We start from the raw sequence: 20,022 nt of genomic DNA, 5'->3' as shown, positions 1-20,022 counted from the left end.
ATCGGTCTTCCAACCTGTCAAGCAAGGAAAATAAGGCAACTGGCATGATTGCGGATAATCAGATTAAATAAAATACTTCCTTGTTTTTCTATATAAATATATCCAAAATAAGGACACCTATTAATCCTATGACAGCAACCAAGGTCTCCATTAAAGACCAAGTTCGTATGGTGTCTTTGATACTTACATTGAAAAACTCTTTATACATCCAGAATCCCGCATCATTGAAATGAGAAAACATCAAGCTTCCTGCTCCGATGGATAGCACCAGTAAATTGGGGTCCACGTTCATAGTTGTAACTAGAGGAGCTATGATGCCTGCTGTAGTTAGACCTGCCACAGTAGCCGATCCCACACAGACTCGAATAATAGCAGTAATAAGCCAAGCCAATATCAATGGGTGCATTTGCCAGGTTTTAAGACCATCTGCAATGACCTGACTCACCCCGGTATCTGTGAAAACCTGCTTCAAAGCTCCTGCTCCAGCGACAATCAAGAGTATCATTGCGATGTCTTTGGTAGCATCGGTATATAAGGACATCAGCTGCTTCATGGAAAATCTTCTTCTCAATCCTAAGGTATAGGTGCCAATCAACACGGAAATAATCATGACTATCCCAGGATTAGAAATAAAGCCGATCAGTTCATTTAGCTCACCTGAAGTCTCCCAGTTCAGGCTGATGGCTGTAGTTCCTACCAATAAAAAGACGGGCAATAAAGCTGTTATGAAACTATTGGCATTTCCAGGTAAATCTTTTTCCTCTTTGATTTCTGCCTGAAATGTCTTCAAGGGTTTAGCCTCAACCTTTTTGAGTTGCGTTGCGAAAATAGGCCCAGCAATAGCAACGGTAGGGATGGTGATTAAAAACCCATAGAATAAGGTTAGCCCCATATTGGCCTCAAACTGAGCAACCAATGCAGCGGGAGAGGGATGTGGAGGAAGAAATCCATGGGTGACCGATAGCGCAGCGAGTAAAGGAATCCCCACGTACACTGCTGAGATTTTGTATTGATAAGCGACGGTAAAAGCCAAAGGAACAAGGAGTACGAAACCCACATTGTAAAAGAGTGGAATCCCGACGATTAAACCTGTCAATGCCATGGCCCAGGTGATGTACTTTTCACCAAATATATTCATCAAGGTATTGGCAATTCTTTGAGCGGCACCGCTTTCAGCGACGAGTTTGCCAAGCATAGCTCCCATGACGATCACTATGACTAAATCTCCCAGAAGATTTCCCATGCCTTTCTGCACGGAACCGGCAATTTGATCTGCAGGAAGGCCTAAAAGAAAGCCGGCGGTGATGGAAGCTATCAAGAAAGCCAAAAAGGGATTTAATTTGGCCCAGACGATTAACAGTACCAAAATAGCGATACTGAGCAGCACAAGGAAAATGGTCATAGGTTAGGTTGGGTTGAGATTTCAAGATAAAAAAAATGTGCTATTCCGTTGTGCGTTTGATCAAACAGTATCTCATTTTCGAATCCAACGAATCACCCAAGAATTATTGTTTTGTGAAACTCTCAATATATAATTCCCTGGATTAACTTGGGTTAGTAGCTTTTCCAGATCTGTTAAGCCGATTCTTCCTTCATAAATTTTATCACCGGTAAATGTAAGTAACTCAACCTCAAGGGCAGTATTTCTTTCTTTTTCAGGAATTTCAATATGAATAGGACCCGAAAAATATGGGTTAGGATAAATTTTAACAGAAGAATGAGTCTTAGGTAGTGGAATGACTCTTACGGTATTGCTCCAGGATTCCTGCCCTTCCTGATTGGAAGATTTGATTCTATAGTAGGATTCGTGATTATAAAAATTGATGTCTGAAAATTGGAATAGGCTGGCTCCTGCCAGGCTTTTTGAAGCAGATCCAATTAATCTCCAATTTGAAATATTCCCATCTGATCTATAAATCTCAAATGTGTATTCCTGTTCACCCAAAACTTCCCAATTCAAGGAAACTTCCGACCCTCTTCTGATCGCTTCAAAATTGATCCATTCTACAGGTAGAATACTTAATGTTCGGAAACTGCCAACCGTATAATTGCCAATGGCTAAATCTTCCAACTGAATCAGTCTTCTAGCCCAGAGCAGACTAGGGTCTAAACCGTCCAGATGGCTTCCTTGGGCGGCATATCCAGTGCCTACTATTCTCAGGTCATCTACATCATCCACTATCAACTGATCTGCGGAAATTCTCAATTCCATTGGATTCGAACTTGGATTAAGGCCTGAAAACTGGAAGAAAGAAAATAGCCTGTAGAGAATTGGAGTTCCATCAGAGTCATCAAAATTGGAATTGTATTCAGCTCCTTTGTATTCTGTGAATCGAATCTCCAGATTTCCTCCTGCTGTATTTCCTAAGAGTTGGACTTTTCTAACTCCTCCATTTTTTGTGTCTTCAAAAGGGAATGTTCCATTGACCTCATTAAGGCTAGTTGGAATGTTGAGATATCTAAACAAGGCTGCATTTCTCCAGCTTCCTCCAGAATAATTTATCCCACCTTGAGAAGAACTGTTAATTGAAAGGATATTCCCACTTAAGTCCAATGATCCAGAGTTCATAAATAATGTCCTGGTAATTGTCAGATCATCACTTACTCGAATTCGTCCTCCTGTTTTTTGGATAGTTAGGCTAGAAACCGTTATGGGAAATGGACCAATATATTGCTCGCTAGGTCCTACGGCAAAAATGTGGGAATTATTAGATAAAAAATTTCCAGTCCCGGTTTTGACCATATTTCCAGAAATGAAGAGCTCAGTAGGCAAATTGAGATTATGAACTCCTTGCAGCTCCAAATCATGAATTCTGTTTGGTATTCCTGCGTCGGCAAAGCTTGAATTCAGAAAATTTTTAGGAGAATCTCCGCCCCGAAAAATGATTTTCCCATTCAGTTGAAAATTTGCAGCTTCAATTCTAGGGTTAGTTCCTTCCAAAACCATTATTCCATCATCTTGAAGATCAATAAGACCCGCGCTACTGGAGTTAGATCTGAAAATGATATTCGCATTGCAGTCAGTGATGAAAGTTGCCCCAGGCTCAATTGTAAAAACACCAAATGGCCCAGTTCCATACACAGTAGTTTCAGTATTAAATGAAAGAGTTGGACAAAAATTGGGAAAAACATTCCGATCCAACTTTTGCCGGAGAGTTCCAGATTTGACTGTAAAACTGAGGGCCTTGAATGGTTCCTCTATAATCAGTTCCACACCTGGACCGGGATCAAAAATTACAGAATACCTACTATTCGTACTGAATCCGCTCCATGCATTTAAGGGAATGATAATCCTTGACTCTCCCTTAAAGGTAATGGTGCTATTGAAAGAATTTCCAATCCAGTTTTGACTGTTCCAAGTCCCTGATGGAGTGCCTGGAGCAGCTCCACTAAATGCCTGTAAGCTTCCGTAAATATCCAGATTGAAGCTGTTGAGCCGTAGTTTTTGTCCTGCGCCCGTTTCAGAATTGATGAATATATTTTTTACAGCTGCATTAAGATTGAGCGTGAGTGTATGAGTTTGATCAATATAAATATCATTGGAGCTATCTGGAAGAGAGGTAGCAGGAATCCAAGTAGATCCGTCAAAGACATTCCAGATCAATATATTAGAAAAATTTCCGCTGGAAATGGTTTTGTATGCATTAATTTCCTGTGCGCTGGCAACTAATTGGAGCAGGCAAAGCCCTGCTATTGCCGACAATATCCTGTATATTCGACCGTTCAAAAACGCCAAAAGGGCCAACTTTTTGTCCCAGTATCCCATAGCACAATTAAAAAGTATTTAAAAAGCCTTTTAAGTTAGTTAAATGATAGCTAAAAATAAAGTTCTAGGTCTAATTATTTTCCTGTTATTCATGAGCTTAGGAAGTGTTCAGGCTCAGTTATATAGGATTAGTCTTCTTACTTGCGATCCAGGAGATGAGTTATATATGGCCTATGGTCATAGCGCAATCCGAGTTTTTGATAATGTCAATGGGACGGATTATGTTTTCAATTATGGAACCTTCAATTTCAATACCCCAAATTTCTATGGAAAATTTGCGGGAGGAAAATTAGACTATATGTTAAGCGTCAGTACCTACGCTGACTTTATTACTACTTATGCGGGTGAAAAAAGAGCGATCCGTGAACAAGTATTAGATCTCAATACGGAGCAGGAGCAATACATGGTAGAGTTTTTACAAGTCAATTACTTACCGGAAAGACGTTATTATAGATATGATTTCTTCTTTGATAATTGTGCTACAAGAATCCGTGATGCGATGGATTTGGTTTTGGGAGATCAATTGATCTGGAATGATGAGCAGGTACAAGAAAGAGAAAAAACTTTCAGGGACTTGATAGACGAGTATGTTTTGAGAATGCCGTGGGCTGATTTAGGAATTGATCTCGCTCTGGGAGCTGTAATAGATCGGGTTGCTTCTCCTCAGGAAGAGCAATTTTTACCTGATTATATGGAAGAAGCTTTTGCGAGAGCAGAGATTCAGGGAGATGGTCCGACCAGGCCTTTAGTCAAGGAGACAAATGTTATTTTGGATTTTCCTAAACCCGAACAGGGAGTTATAGGAGCTTTCAATCCCTATTGGTTGTTTTGGTTGGTAGCTGTTTTATTTTCAGTAATTACCTATATCGGTTTTAAAAGAAAAAAGCTATTTATCGGTTTTGATATAGCTCTATTTTCTATTCTAGGAATTCTAGGTATAGTTATTTTCTTACTCTGGTTTGCCACAGATCACTCGGCTACTAAATGGAATTGGAACATACTTTGGGCTTTTCCGGGTCATTTGTTTCTGGCAATTGCGCTATTTTCCAAAAATTTGAAGCTCTGGGTTAGGAAATACCTTTTGGCAGCCTTGATTTTAGCAGATGCAGCAGTGGTCTTCTGGATTTTAGGATGGCAATCTTTTCATCCTAGCCTAATCCCGATTTTATTGGTGATCATTCTCAGAACCAATTATCTGTATTATAATATTTCAAAATATAAAACGATAAAAGCCTAGAATATTCAGAAGTAGAAAACTTTTGACTAGGGTTTGGGTGTTGGGTAAGTTCGACATAAGCATATGGAATTTAGACTTACTTCTGATTATCAGCCAACCGGAGATCAGCCTCAGGCGATTGAGGAATTAGCCCGTGGAGTAAACGAAGGCGAAAAAGCTCAAGTGCTTTTGGGTGTAACCGGTTCAGGGAAAACTTTTACCGTTGCCAATTTAATCCAACAGGTTCAGAAGCCCACTTTGGTTTTAAGTCATAATAAAACTTTGGCTGCTCAGCTGTATGGAGAATTTAAGCAGTTTTTTCCTGAGAATGCCGTCGAGTATTTTATTTCCTATTATGACTACTATCAGCCGGAAGCCTTTATTCCCAGCTCCGGAACATACATAGAGAAAGATCTTTCGATCAATGAAGAGATTGAAAAACTTAGGCTAAGTGCCACATCGGCTTTGCTTACCGGAAGGAGAGATGTAATAGTTGTTGCTTCAGTGTCCTGTATTTATGGTATTGGTAATCCTGAAGAATTCGCAAAGAATGTGATTCGGATTCAGGAGGGAGACAGAATTCCTAGGAATCAGTTATTATTTAAACTGGTCGATATTTTATACTCCCGAACTCATCAGGAATTAACACATGGTACCTTCAGGGTGAAAGGTGATACTGTGGATATTTTTGTGGCTTATGCGGACTGGGGCTACAGGATTTTCTTCTGGGGTGATGAAATTGAAGCGATTCAAAGAATAGACCCGCAAAGCGGAAAAAAACTCAATGATGAAAAGATTATCTCCATTTTTCCTGCAAACCTCTTTGTAACTGGAAGAGATACCATACAAACAGCCATCAAAGAAATTCAGGATGATATGGTAGCCCAGGTTAATTTCTTTGAAAAAGAGGGGAAGTTTATGGAAGCTAAAAGGCTGCAGGAGAGGACTGAATTTGATTTGGAGATGATTCGGGAGTTGGGTTATTGCTCTGGGGTTGAGAATTATTCCCGCTATTTCGACAGAAGAAGTCCAGGGATGAGACCATTCTGTTTGTTGGATTATTTTCCGGATGACTTTTTAATGGTAATTGATGAGAGCCATGTCACGGTGCCTCAAGTGCGGGCTATGTGGGGAGGTGACAGGTCGAGAAAAGTCAATTTGGTGGATTTTGGTTTTAGATTACCATCTGCTTTAGATAATAGACCCTTGAAATTTGATGAATTCCAAGATTTAACCAATCAGGTTGTCTATGTATCTGCTACTCCTGCGGATTATGAATTATCCTTGACCGAAGGGGTGGTGGTAGAGCAGATTATTCGTCCTACAGGATTACTGGACCCTACCATTGAAGTGAGACCAAGCTTAAATCAGATCGATGATTTGTTGGAGGAAATTGATCAAACCATTAAGACAGATGCCAGAGTTTTGGTTACCACTTTGACCAAGAGAATGGCTGAAGAGCTTCAAAAGTATCTGGAAAGGGCAGGAGTCAAATCCCGATATATTCACTCGGAAGTGAAGACATTGGATCGAGTCGAGATTCTCAGAGAGCTAAGACTCGGAGTTTTTGATGTTTTGGTTGGAGTCAACTTATTGAGAGAAGGGCTGGATCTTCCAGAAGTGTCTTTGGTTGCGATTTTGGATGCAGATAAAGAGGGCTTTTTGAGAAATGAGCGAAGCTTGGTTCAGACGATCGGACGAGCAGCAAGAAACTCTGAAGGTAGAGTGATCATGTATGCGGATAAAATCACTGAATCTATGCAAATGGCCATTGATGAAACCAAAAGAAGAAGGGCGCTTCAGATTGCTTACAATGAGGAGCACGGCATTACTCCTACTACTGTTATCAAGTCTCGAGATAAAATCATGGGTCAAACGAAGGTGGCGGATTCTAAGAAGAATGCAAAAGTATACGCGGAGCCAATGCCTAGTGAAAGCCAGCTGGCGGCCGATCCTGTAGTGCAGTATTTGAGTAAAGAGAAGTTGGAGAAATTGATCGCTCAAACTCAAAAACAGATGGAGAAAGCTGCGAAAGAGCTCAACTTTATGGAAGCTGCAAGGCTGAGAGATGAGTGGCAATCTCAAAAGAGCCGCTTGGAGGAGTTGAATAGAGGCCTTGGAAAAAGCTGATAATAATGACACTTCAAGAGGTAAAAATATTGGCTTCACAAGGGGAAGGGCTGACTCTTGAGTTCAAGAAAAAAGCTGCATTTCCTGATAAAATTGTGAGAGAACTGATTGCTTTGGCAAATACAGAAGGTGGGGTTTTACTGCTTGGAGTGGATGATGATGGGACGGTTAGTGGACAGAGATATATAGAGGAAGAAGTCTTTGTGATGCAGAAGGCTATAAAAGAATTGATTTTTCCAGCCTTACCCTATGAACTGGAAATAGTGAAAATCAATGAGAAAAAAGGGGTTGCTCTTTTTAAGGTTTTTAAAAGCCAAGAAAGGCCACATTATATTTTAAATCAAAATAGAAAAAGGGCATTTGTAAGGGTTGCAGACCGCACTGTTCAGGCTAGTAAGGAAGTTTGGGAGATTTTGAGGAAAGGTAGAAATCCCAGGGACATAGTTTTTACTTATGGTCAAAAAGAAGAAATCCTGATGAAGTTATTGGAGGAGTCTGGAAAAATTACCCTCCAAGACTTTATGAAAGCTGCTAAGTTGCCCAAGTTCTTAGCCAGCAAAACCCTTGTTCGATTGGTGCTGGCGAATGTATTGAAAGTTCATCCTCAGGAAAATGAGGACTTTTTTACTTTGAAGAATTAGGGAGTCTGATTCCAGTTCTTTCTGCAAAACCTTCATTTCCCTGAAGCCCTCCGCTGTGTATCAGCAGAATTTTAGAACCTTTTTCGAATTGATCTTTTGAGATTAAATCCCAAACGGCAAAAAATAATTTTCCGGTGTAAATAGGGTCTAAGACCATTCCAAAATTTTCATAAAAGCTCCAGATGAAATCAATCAAATCTTGCCGGTAAGCTGCATAACCTCCAAAATGATACTTGGAGAAAATCTTATATATACCCTTAGGAGAAATGCTAAAGTTGCAAAGAAGGTTCTTTATTTCCTGATGAATAAACTCACCTTTAAGGGAAGATATACCCCATAACTGCTGATGCTCTAAAAGGGTATTTGCCAAACCAGCAAAGGTTCCTCCTGTTCCAATGGCACAAACTATGTGGCTGAAGTAACTGTCCTCCTTGTCTAATATTTCGGAGGTTCCCTGAATAGCAGTTGCATTGGTACCCCCTTCAGGGATCAGGTAAAAGTCTCCAAATTGCTCTCTCAATCCTTCAATAAAGGAAGGTTGGTCTTTTTTTCTAAACTCTCCTCTACTGATAAATTCAAGCTGCATATGGTGATTTTCCGCAAAACTCAAGGTAGGGTTTAAAGGCTCGATTCTTTCTCCCCGGATGATTCCGATAGATTCAAGGCCTTCTTGAAATGCTGCCGCCGCAGTAGAATATATATGGTTTGAATAGGCTCCTCCGAAGGTGAGTATCTTTTTTGAACCAGATTTTTTGGCGGCTTCCAGATTGTATTTCAGCTTAAAAAATTTATTTCCAGAAACTGTGGGATGAATCAGGTCAAGTCGTTTGATGGCCAGCTCCACTCCTTTTGACTCTAAGAGTGGGTGATCCAACACTTGATTGACCACTGGATTTGCTAAAATCATGAGGGAATTTAAGGCTTTTGGTAAACTTAATTTTCATCCTTGTATTTTTGTTGCATGAATAAGCTACCCGAAGAGGAATTTGAAGACGAAGAAATCGAACTATATGAGCATTATCGATTTAATGTTGACAAAGGACAAACGCTCACTAGAATAGATAAATTTTTAACCGAAAAGGTAGCAAATGCCACTAGAAACCGGGTACAACAAAACATTGAATCCGGTGGGGTTTTGGTCAATGGAAAGCCAACCAAACCTAATTATAAGATTAAACCAGGGGATGAAATCAAGGTAATGTTTGCAAAACCCCCTAGGGATAATGAGGTCATTCCTGAGCCTATTCCTCTTGATATTATCTATGAAGACAATGATTTGCTGGTAGTCAATAAGCCAGCGGGAATGGTGGTTCATCCTGCGCATGGAAATTGGTCAGGAACCTTGGTAAATGGGTTGGTTTATTATTTTCAAAATTTGCCTGAAATGAAAGGCAATGAGGGAAGGCCTGGATTAGTTCACAGAATTGATAAGGATACTTCTGGTCTTTTGGTGATAGCCAAATCCGAGGAATCTATGACCTTCTTGGCTGCTCAATTTTTTCATCATACCATAGAAAGAACGTATATAGCCCTTGTTTGGGGAGAACCAGCGGAAGACTCAGGGACTATCACAGGCCATGTTGGAAGAAGTGCAAAAGACAGAAAAGTAATGGATGTCTTTCCGGATGGTTCACAGGGAAAGCATGCAGTTACTCATTGGAAAGTGATCAAGCGTCTACGATATGTGACATTAATTCAGTGTAGGTTGGAAACCGGAAGAACGCACCAGATTAGAGCGCACATGAAGTATTTGGGGCATCCGCTTTTCAATGATTCCATGTATGGTGGAGATAGGATTTTAAAAGGAACTCAATTTTCCAAGTATAAAAGTTTTGTTCAAAACTGCTTTGATATCATCCCACGCCAGGCCTTGCATGCAAAGTCTCTGGGTTTTGTTCATCCTAAGACAGCGGAGAAGTTATTCTTTGAATCTGAATTACCAGAGGATTTTTTGGCAGTTTTGGAAAAGTGGGAATCCTATGTGACTCACGAATAAGCAAAAAACCACAGTTTAGATTACATTCCTTTGATATAAATCAAAAATAAACCCCTGTTTGATGCAAATAATGTAAAAATTGAGATTCAGATTAAAAATATTGCAATAAGAGCGATGTATTCAAGTCTAAATTTATCTAATCATTAATTTTCAATCGATTTCATTAAATAATCTATAAAAAAACACTGTAAACTTTAAAATATTTGCAAAAAATAATTTGATCGCCGTATATTTGGAACAGCAAACAAGCTAAAAGTTCACACACATACTGTAGGATGTTGAAATTGGCAGACAAGCCCTCCTGTCTCGAGGGTGGAGGCCGTGGGATAAAGCATTTTAGCGAGCTCGTAAATTTGCCTAACTACTCCGTGGAGGTTCGAATCCTTCTCCTACAGCAGGTTATTTTGGGTTTATTGTTAATTGACTAAAACCATGAGATTATGTTTCATGGTTTTTTTTATGCCCTTTTTTAAAAGAAACGCCATTCATTCACGATTTTCAAAATAGGAATTAACAAATCCATAATCATCAAGTGAAATTCTTAGGGTTAGTTGTAAAAAGATGAACAAAAAATATGTTTAAATAAAAATACTGTAAAAAATAGATTAATTTGTTATCAAAATTTTAATAAATAGGAGGTTTTTCTAATTTTGACGTATCGATTAATGAGTTTTGTTATTCATCTAATAAATATGAAGCTCTCAAACCATTTATCACTTCTCTGTAAAAGGCGGGGAAAAAGAAGCGAAGATTAAGCAGTGGAGACATTGATGAGCAATCAGACAATGTGAGTTAATCTTCGCCTTCATTTGATTTTAATCGCTATGAAAAGCGAAACGATATAATGTAGGATGTTGAAATTGGCAGACAAGCCCTCCTGTCTCGGGGGTGGGGAAATCGGAATAAAGCATGGAACAAACCGGACTATTGCCTAACTACCCCGTGGAGGTTCGAATCCTTCTCCTACAGCTAAAAGCAGTCTGATGAGGGCTGCTTTTTTTATTTTTTGTTGGAGTATTTAGTTATTTTGGTCTAAAATCCTGCTATGATTAAGAGCTTCAAAGAAAAAATATCCAAGCATCCTCTTCGAAAGAAGGTATTGAGGGTGTTGATGATAGTTTTTCTGGCTTTAATTTTCCTGGAATTTTTAATCTATTTCGGTTCTAACCTCCTCTTAGTCAATTGGACTAGAACTAAATTGAATGAAGCAACTGGCGGAGTATATGAGGTTGATTTCAATCGGTTGAACTTTTCCCTACTTCGCAGAGGTGTTTTCCTGAATGGGATAATCATGAGGCCAGTGAGTCTTGAAAATGCCAGTGAAGATCAAGTTTTATTTGATTTCACTTTAGATGAATTAGCCCTTAAAAATATTTGGTACGATTGGTCTGAAAAGATTTTTATTATAGGGAATATTAAACTGGATAATCCAAACCTCAGCTTAGAGCTTTCCGAGTCCACCATTTCAAATAAAGAGAGAGATAGCTTAAAAGTTTCCCAAGTAAAGAGACTGGAAAATGAAATCAAGAAAAGTATTCAAAGAATTCCTTTTGGAGGGATTTTTATCAATAGAGTAGAAATCGATCATGCAGACTTATTCTTTTTAAACTTTTTGAGTCAAAAGTCTATCAATGCAAAAAACACTCGATTGATCATTGAGGATATTGATTGGACCAGTTCCGAAGAATGGAAGACTCCTTTCAATGCAAAGGGATTTGAATTTGATTTGGATCAGGTTGAGTTTCTCTTGCCTGATGGCGTCCACACCATATATGCCGATGAGGTATTTGTTACTTCATTGGAGAACCAAATTCAGATTGAGAAATTCCAGCTTAGATCAGATAAGTCGATTGAGAGTTTTGCCTATTATGATATGGACCTTGACCAACTTCGGGTAGGTAATGTAGAGTTGAATAAGGCCTTTATGGAGTCGGATTTGGAAATCGATGAGATTATTTTGAACAGTCCGGATTTTAAGGTGATCCGATCTGATAATCCTAAAAAGAATCAAAATCAAAATGGTGACTTAAATGATTTGATTACTGGCTTGTTAAAGTCTTTCTATGTGAAGGAATTATCCATTAATAAAGGAAAATTTTTGACCTATCACTTGGAAGATACTCTGGAAAATAGAATTGAGGTTTCGGATCTGAATTTCAAAATGGTCAAGTTTTACTTGGGAGATGATCAGAGCAGAAAGAATAATCAGTTTTTCCACGGAGAGGATGCTTCTATGGAGTTGGGAGATTTGACCTTGTATTTGTCAGATCAGGTTCATTTAATCAAAGGGGAAAAGGTAATGGCTTCTTCTTTTTTAGATAGAATTCAGGTTCAGGGATTTGAAATAAAGCCAAGAGACAGTACTATTTTAATCAAAAGGCCACATCAGTTGATTGATATTAGGCTGAATGAATTACTTTTTTCTGAGGCAAATTTGAAAAAGCTTTATAATCAGGGTGTCTTGGATGTGGAGAAGTTGGAAATTATTTCTCCCAAAGTACAGGTAACTGATTTGGAAGAGGACTCAGGAATAGAGGAAAGAAAGGGTAGGGGGGCTTCTCTTCTAATGGGTTATCTAAATGAGTTGAATATTGGCGAATTTGATTTGAGGCAAGGAGAGGTGCAGTTTCAAAATCAATCAGGTATTCGATCTGATGATATAGGTTTTGACCAATTCAGTTTGTTTTTGGAAAATGTCCGTTTTTCACCTGACACTGCCATGCAACTTCGGGATATACTTTTGGCGGATGAAATGATTTTAAGTTTGGATAAGTACAAGCTCAAACTGAGGGATAACTTACACATTTTCAGTGCCGATAAAATTATTATTGACTCTAAAAAATCACTGATCGATGTTCAGAATTTTTCTCTGAAACCGGAATCTCGGGCGAATATCCAATCTGTGCTAGACACCTATAAAAAAACTGTGGCAGTTGACTTGAAGGTGCCTTCATTTCGTGTAGAGGGAGTTGATATCAAAAAGGCTTTACTGGATCAGGAATTATACGTCAAACAGATTTTGGTTCCTAAACCTGAACTTACCTATACCAAATACAGAGATCGATCTCAAAAAAGAGAGGCAAATCAGTTGGATTCTGCTGAAGGGATAAGAGAATTATTGGAGTCCTATTTTGCCAAAGTTTCCATTGATTCTGTCAGTTTTCAAGAAGGGAAATTCAACTTTTCAGATCTTTCGGGAAGAAGGGAGATTAGTTTCGTGGAAGAAGATTTATCACTTACTCTGAAAGGTTTTTATATGGATAATCAAGGTAATTATGATGAATCCAAGACCTTCTTTTCGGACGAGATCATATTGAATTTGGCTGATTACTCCTTTTCTCTGGCGAGAGGAGATTATGATGTTACGACCAGTAATTTGGTTTTTAATACAAAAAACCGAACGCTGGTTATTGATACTTTACGCTTGATGCCGGGTGATAACCTGAGAAGTAAGCTGTCTTTATCACTCGTATTGCCGAAGGTGAGCTTTGAAGGAATAGATTTAGAAGACTTTTTATTTGACAACCGATTGGATTTGGATAAGCTGAATGTTGTTGGTAGTACCATAAATATTGAAATAAATCCTGCTATTGAGTCCAAAAATAGTTCTATAAATCAGCGCGAAAGGAGGAGCCTGGACTTCATCAAGGTTGGCGAGATAAGTGCTTTGAATTCAGATTTCAGATTGAATTATATACAAGGTCAAACCGATCTTCAATCTATTCAAACCTCCTTTGACATCACAGTTGCAGACTTCTATTTGGATGAGCAAGCCAATCGAGAGATGGATTTATCCGGGCTATTTAAGCAAATTTCCATAGGGATCAAGGACTTTTCTTTTGCTCTGCCGGATAGTGTCCATTCGGTAAGGTTGTCTAATTTAACTTTTGATACTGAGCAAGATGAGACCATTCTGTCTGGGATAGAAATCCTGCCATTGAAGCCATTGAATCTAACTAATGGCCCGGTTTTTCAGGGGAAAATTCAGGAAATTGGCCTAAGAAATAATGAATTAGAGCAAATTCAGGAATCAGGAATTTTTGATTTAACTCAATTGAGGATTTTGAAACCTGATTTTAAAATCTTTTTGGACAGTTCATCAACCCAAATAAAAAAAGAAAACCTGAAAGAGTTTAGGCTCAAAGATGGCCTTGTTAATTCAATAATGCTGCAAAACATCAACTTGAATCAGGGTAATTTTGAATTTTTTTCAAAATCAAAAGATCCATTAAATGGACTGGCTTTCAAGGATGTTGATTTTTCATTAAAGAAGCTAAATCTTGATTTATTGAATTTGGAAGAAAATATCAGCCCTGAATTACTATTTAAGAAGCAGTTGGAGTTTAGTCTCAAAGATTACAATTATTATTTACCGGATAGTATGGAGCTGTTTTCCATTGGGAGTTTTTCCTACGCGGGTGAGAATTTAGTTTTTGACAAAGTGAGATTTAGGCCAGCTATGGGTAGATATAATTACTTGAGGAGAAAGGGCTTTCAAACAGATGCAATTGATCTCTTTTTGGATAGAATAGAAGTTGAAGGCTTAAATTTTGAACGCATTTTTGCCAACCAAGGCTATCAAGCAAAAAAGCTTAATTTGGATGGGATGCGCTTGGATGTATTCAGGGACAAGCGATTGCCTATTAGACCTAATGCCTACAAACCTATGCCTCAGGATTTATTAAGGAATGCATCTATCCGGGCTTTGGTAGATTCCATTCAGTTAAGAAACGGTTTAATACGATATCAGGAGTTTACTCCTGGGGCTCAGCTACCTGGTCAAGTGAGTTTTCATGAGATGAATGCTTCCATTGTCCCATTTGCCATGAGTTTGGAAGGAGAGAAGCACCCTATTGATTCATTCAAGGTAATTGCGACGACCGACTTGATGGGAGAAGGGAAAGTTGAAATGAACTCTACCTATTACTTTTCAGCTGGATCTCCTATTAATTTATCTTTCAAAATGGGAGAAATGCCCCTAGAATATGTCAATGATATTTTAAGTAAAGGAGCGTTTGTTAAAGCCCGATCTGGAAAAGTGAATTCGGCTGATTGGTACTTCAGATTGACAGATGAAGAGGCAATTGGAAAAATGACCTTTTTATATGAAGGATTGAAGGTGGATTTATTGGATTCCCTGACTTTGGAAAAAGGGACTGGGAAAGTGGCATTTGAATCATTTTTAGCCAATACATTGATTAAAAATAACAACCCAAGAAGGCTTTTGGGAAATATTGTTTCCTCTGATATTTACTTTAAAAGAGATAAAACCAAGTTTATTTTCAATACTTGGTGGAAAGCAACCCTTACAGGATTGAAAGGAAGTATGGGATTAGGGCAACCTCAGATGCCAGTGAGGCGAAAAGAAGAGGAGGAATAAAATCCTCCTCTTTTAATTTTTTAATATGCTTACCCGCTTTTTCAATATGTAAAAAAGTAAAAGGGAGTATCAGTTGAAAGAATTAGAATCCGAAAGCTTCTGACTTCGATCGTCTGTGCTGAGCGAAGTTGAAGTATTCGATCGGTCAAGCAAAGAAATAAGGTAAGTGGCAAGATTGCCGTTAATCAGATTTTTTTAAACCTATTTCCTAATCAGTTTGATTTGTTGCTGATGATTTCCCCAGATCAATTGAATGATGAATAAGCCATGATCAATATCTCGGAGATGGTAATTAACTTTTTCAGAAACCTCTTCTGTAGATCTAACAGTATATGTTTCGGTTACTCCTCTGGCATCAGATATCCTGATAACAATTGGTTCATCATTATAAACTGAAGTATTTAGAAGTGATAGACTAACCGGCTCATTTCTGTTGCTTGGGTTAGGGTAAGCAACCCAGTATGAATTTCCTGAGATAGGTTCTACCTGAATAGATTTCACTTTACTGTAGGCGAATTTTCCATCAAAATCGAACTGCTTCAATCTATAGTAAATAATTCCTCCTGAAGCAGGCAGGTTTTCATCCTTAAATTGATATTCTACGGATTCATTGGAATAACCTTGTCCTTTAACAGTACCTATTTTTTGCCAATTAGCTACACCGTTGATGGAGCGTTCAATCTCAAAATGAGAGTTTTCCCATTCCTTAGAAGTAGCCCATTTAAGTAAGCTTTTCTGATCAGATTCCAAATAGGAAGCTTCAAAGTAGAGATATTCTACTTCGAGGATTCGGAAGTTGAGGAATGTGATATAGACAATTCCGTCTCCTCCTCTGCCACCACCAAAATAGCCGGCCCCACCACCTGATCCGGTTTTATTGGTTCCGGGCCCTCCAATTGGGTTCGTTCCACTTAGATTGCCACTACCCCCAATCCGGACACCACCTGCGGATCCCCCTTCCCCAATTTTGTCTGTTCCATTGAAGAACCTACCGATTCCACCACCTCCAGCTCCAAAGTATCTTAATGAGTCCCCAAGAGTAAGTACAATTCCATCGCCACCTCTTCCCCCTTCACCTTGCCCATTACCGGCAGCTTTACCATGTTGACCATCATCAGCAGGTGCGGGTTTCCAAGGAGTAAGTCCACCACCACCTCCTCCAGCTACGGAATTTTGAGGATCACTATAATCTCCATCGCCTCCAGGGTTTCCAAGATAGACGGTAGAATTTGGTCCATTATAGGTGATATTGATGGGAGTTCCGCCACGATCTTCGGATTTAGTTGGTGCCGGTGTTGCACTTCCTCCTCCTCCTGAAGCTCCTGTTCCCCCTAGATTATTAGCTCTAGAGGCACCTCCTCCTCCTCCTGGGACAGAAATATTGATAGGGGATCCATCGATGGTCCCACTAAAAGTTGAGGCTTCTCCAGGGAACCCATTTGCGTCAACAGTTGGTGCTCCGGGACCACCTTCTCCAACCCCAATTGTAAAGCTGGTACCAGCTGGCAATCCATACGGATTAGAAGTAGTAAACGTCTGTCTGATTAATGCCCCAGAGCCACCACCACCAGAGCCTTCACCACTACCTCCACCACCTCCTGCACTACCCACGTATACAGTAAACTCTGCTAATCCTTCTGGAGCTGTCCAAGTAAGATCACATGTAAACTCTAAAACAGTTGTTCCTGATTTGGATCCATCATCTATAACCTTTATGCAGTCGGTATCATCTGCATCTGGGCAGGAATAAGAAATAATGACTAAACCCGTTCCTCCGATACCTCTATTTCCTGCTTTTTTTCCTCCACCGCCTCCAGGGGATGAACCATTTACTCCATCAGTTCCTGCTGCCCCCCCTAGAGGACCTCCTGCATTTCCACCGTTTGTTCCATTTGCATTTGCTCCATTGCTACCGCCATGCCTTGGATCGCGAGTCCCTCCTGCTGAGTTTGCTCCATTACCTCCATTGCCACCAGTAGCATATACCAAACTAGTATTTAGAATATCAGGGTCATTAGAGTCTCTAGTTACATAGGAAGTACCTCCATTAACTCCATTTCCACCGCCTGTACCTACAAATACTCCCAAAACTTCTCCGGGTACTACAGGAATATTCTGTCGGATGGAGTATCCCCCACCGCCACCGCCATGACTTCCGCCCCCACCTCCGCCACCATATACTTCGATAGTGATGCTGTATACATTCGCAGGTACTGTAAATGAGCTATTAGCTCCATAGACAGCAGAACATACTCCAAAATATGTAGTAGGTCTATCGGTGAATGAGGTAGTACAAAGATCAGTAGATTTTTTCAAACTGATAATTCTTACTGTATATGTGTCTGTATTACTATTTATTGGAATAGTACTGAATACTCCTCTTCCATTGGTTACAGTTGCAGTCGTGTTGTGCGTAGTAAAACCCCCATTTGCCTGCTGTATTTCATAGGATACATCATAGGTTCCATTGATCATTGTACTGGAATTGCCATAGAAAAACACTGTGGCATTTCCTCCCAATGTAGTGGCAGAAACTGAAGAAATAGCTGTTATCTCGTAAGTAGGAACTACATGAATTGTGCCTGTAGCAGCAAGTCCATTTATACAATTCCCGTTTAGTGGGATAGAATAGCTATAAAGACCAGCTGGAGCCGTTACAGTACCTGAAAACTCAATATTGTTAGTGGAAGGGTTAAAAGTTGCATTTACTCCTGCAGGAAGACCTGTCGGAGTCCCAATACTTGATACTCCTGTAGTTGCTTGAACGAATGGTCTTAAACTTGGGGAGTTGAGGCAAACCGTTGGATAATTTGGAGTTGGAAAAGCAGGAGACGCAGTGGGAAGGCCTACAGTTGCAAATGGCTCCACTGTCGTAGTTGAACTTGCGTTAGCAGTAGCTGTACATCCTGTTGAGGGTTCCCTATATCTGGTAGTTACTGTTTTTGATCCAGTAGTCAACCACCTTACAGTCACAGAAGAGCTTGAACTTCCTGTCCCTCCAGAAACAATGGTATAATCTGTTCCAGCTGTTCCTGGAAGGGACCAAACATAATTTGATTTACCAGTTTGGGTAGTATACGTAACATCCTGCTGAAGACAAACCAATGGGCCTGGTGAAGTAGTAAATGTTGGAACAGGTAGAGCATTTACTGTAAGGGTATTTGAGGCTAGTGTAGTAGCTGTACAATTATTTGAGTTAGTATATCCAACTGTTACAGTTTTCGAACCAGATGTTAGCCAAGTTAAGGTAACTGTAGAGTTTGTGCTTCCAATTCCACCTGCAGTTATATTGTAATCGGTACCAGCTGTTCCGGGAACAGTCCAATTGTAATTACTCTGACTTCCTTGGGTGGTGTAAGTAACCGATGTTCCTACGCAAACCGGACCGGTTGGTACTGTTGTGAAAGTGGGTGTAGGTAATGAATTGACAACAAGTGAATTGGTAGCCGAAACAGTAGCCGCGCAATTATTTGTGTCGGTATATCGAACAGATATATTTTTGGTTCCTGATGTTAACCAAGTTACGGTGACAGTATGATCAGTTGTACCAATGCCTCCTCCAGAAATCGTATAATCTGTACCTGCAGTCCCAAATCCAGACCAAACATAATTAGATTGTCCGGATTGTGTTGTATAAGTTACAGACGCTCCCACACATACTTGGCCTGTTGGCGCTGTTTCAAATGTTGGAGTTGGAAGTGCGTTGACTGTCATGGGGCCGGAAACCGATGATGTTTGGTCGGGACCACAATCGCCTGAAACTACCACATAGTAATAACTAGTGCCAGCTGTTCCTGAAGGAGGAGTATATGAAGATGAAGTAGCTCCTGATATTGGTGTTCCTGTCGAATTATCAGCAACTGTATTGGAATACCATTGATAGTTTATAGTCCCTGTCCCTGTAGCTGCGATTGAAATCGGAGCAAAACTTGATCCGAAGCAGATTGTTTGTGAAGCTAGGTTTTCGGTATCAATGGTGGTCAGTGGGGTTACTGTAAATGCTCCTGAAACATCAGTTGGAACAGTGCCACAATTACTTTTGCCTGTGGCATAGTAATATGTGGTTCCCACATTATCAGTTGGAGGTGTATAACTAGGACTTGTAGCTCCAGGAATTAAAGTACCTCCAGTATTTGAGTTTGTAGTATTTCTATACCATTGATAGGTAATAGTTCCTTCTCCTAAGGCTTGTACAGTAAGAGTGGGAGTAGGGAAGGAACCACCTAAACATGCTGATTGATTTGTTGTGTCTGGGTGTTGTGCGATGGTTGTTATAGGTGGAGTTACTAAATGTTGTCCGGAAACATCGGAGGTTTCTGTTCCACAATTTCCGGTAACAACCACATAATACCATGCAGATCCTTGTGTAGTAGATGGTGGAGTAAAAGATGCCGAATTCGCTCCCGTAACGGCTGTGCCACCGACATTTGATGCGACCGTGTTTCTATACCATTGATAAGTTAATCCTCCTCCAACAGCAGTTACCGTTAAAGGCTCAAATCCATCACCAAAACACTCTATATCCAATGCAGTGGATGGATGTGAGGTGATTGCCGTTATAGGATCTACTGTTACTATCACTGTAAATGTAGACCCTGCGCATGTACCCGAAATTGCTGAGATTGTATAAGTTGCAGTTTGAGGTGAATCCGTTGGGTTAACCAATGTTCCAGAAATATTACTCAATCCTCCTCCCGAAGTGCCACCTGAAATTCCTCCTGTAACAGTAGGTGCAGTCCAAGAATAAGTAGTTCCTGCAGGGACTATTCCATCGGTTCCATTTGAAGGCGTAATTGAAAAGCTTGAGCCTGTACAAATTGAAATATTATAGTCATTAATAGCCGGTCTAGGACTGACTGTAACTGTGACCGTAAAAGGAGTGCCTGAGCAAGA

General features: G+C 39.8%; 9 protein-coding genes. 5 read left to right on the top strand and 4 right to left on the bottom strand.

From position 1 onward, the window contains the following. Positions 1-88: 88 nt before the first annotated feature. Complete coding sequence (locus tag FL972_RS05510; protein WP_144604080.1) at positions 89-1,402, bottom strand: gluconate:H+ symporter; 1,314 nt, start codon at positions 1,400-1,402, stop codon at positions 89-91. Positions 1,403-1,474: 72 nt separating this feature from the next. Continuing rightward, positions 1,475-3,766 carry a T9SS type A sorting domain-containing protein gene (locus FL972_RS05505; protein ID WP_144604079.1) on the bottom strand — a complete coding sequence of 764 codons (2,292 nt, stop codon included), beginning with the start codon at positions 3,764-3,766 and terminating at the stop codon, positions 1,475-1,477. A gap of 91 nt (positions 3,767-3,857) precedes the next feature. Between FL972_RS05505 and FL972_RS05500 the strand changes: the two genes are divergently transcribed. The 3 genes from FL972_RS05500 to FL972_RS05490 all read left to right on the top strand — a co-directional run bounded on the left by FL972_RS05500 (position 3,858) and on the right by FL972_RS05490 (position 7,753). Further along, entirely contained in the window at positions 3,858-5,003 is a 1,146-nt protein-coding gene (locus tag FL972_RS05500; protein ID WP_250161292.1) for a lipoprotein N-acyltransferase Lnb domain-containing protein, read from the top strand. Positions 5,004-5,066: 63 nt separating this feature from the next. Continuing rightward, entirely contained in the window at positions 5,067-7,112 is a 2,046-nt protein-coding gene (gene uvrB / locus FL972_RS05495; protein WP_144604077.1) for an excinuclease ABC subunit UvrB, read from the top strand. A 5-nt stretch (positions 7,113-7,117) separates the two neighbouring features. After that, positions 7,118-7,753 (top strand): AlbA family DNA-binding domain-containing protein, encoded by a 636-nt coding sequence (locus tag FL972_RS05490; protein WP_144604076.1) that lies wholly within the window; start codon positions 7,118-7,120, stop codon positions 7,751-7,753. On the opposite strand, the gene FL972_RS05485 is transcribed toward FL972_RS05490, so the two are convergent. Then, entirely contained in the window at positions 7,737-8,660 is a 924-nt protein-coding gene (locus tag FL972_RS05485) for a 1-aminocyclopropane-1-carboxylate deaminase/D-cysteine desulfhydrase (RefSeq protein WP_144604075.1), read from the bottom strand. The two genes, FL972_RS05490 and FL972_RS05485, sit on opposite strands and share 17 nt — an antisense overlap. A gap of 54 nt (positions 8,661-8,714) precedes the next feature. Here FL972_RS05485 and FL972_RS05480 point away from each other — a divergent pair, with 54 nt between their 5' ends. Both FL972_RS05480 and FL972_RS05475 read left to right on the top strand, forming a co-directional pair. After that, positions 8,715-9,749: an RluA family pseudouridine synthase gene (locus tag FL972_RS05480; RefSeq protein WP_144604074.1), complete on the top strand. Its 1,035-nt coding sequence runs from the start codon at positions 8,715-8,717 to the stop codon at positions 9,747-9,749. 1,045 nt (positions 9,750-10,794) lie between these two features. After that, the gene (locus FL972_RS05475; RefSeq protein WP_144604073.1) at positions 10,795-15,129 is read left to right on the top strand and encodes an AsmA family protein; all 4,335 of its coding nucleotides are present in this window, start codon (positions 10,795-10,797) and stop codon (positions 15,127-15,129) included. Between the two features lie 201 nt (positions 15,130-15,330). Here FL972_RS05475 and FL972_RS19375 read toward each other — a convergent pair. Continuing rightward, on the bottom strand, positions 15,331-20,022 hold a 4,692-nt coding region (locus tag FL972_RS19375), incomplete at its 5' end, for a glycine-rich domain-containing protein (RefSeq protein ID WP_317129925.1).

The organism is Algoriphagus algorifonticola, assembly GCF_007655305.1.
Classification (GTDB): Bacteria; Bacteroidota; Bacteroidia; order Cytophagales; family Cyclobacteriaceae; genus Algoriphagus; species Algoriphagus algorifonticola.
The sequence above is the reverse complement of the archived record's forward strand: the minus strand, read 5'-3'. Positions and strand labels throughout refer to the sequence as shown.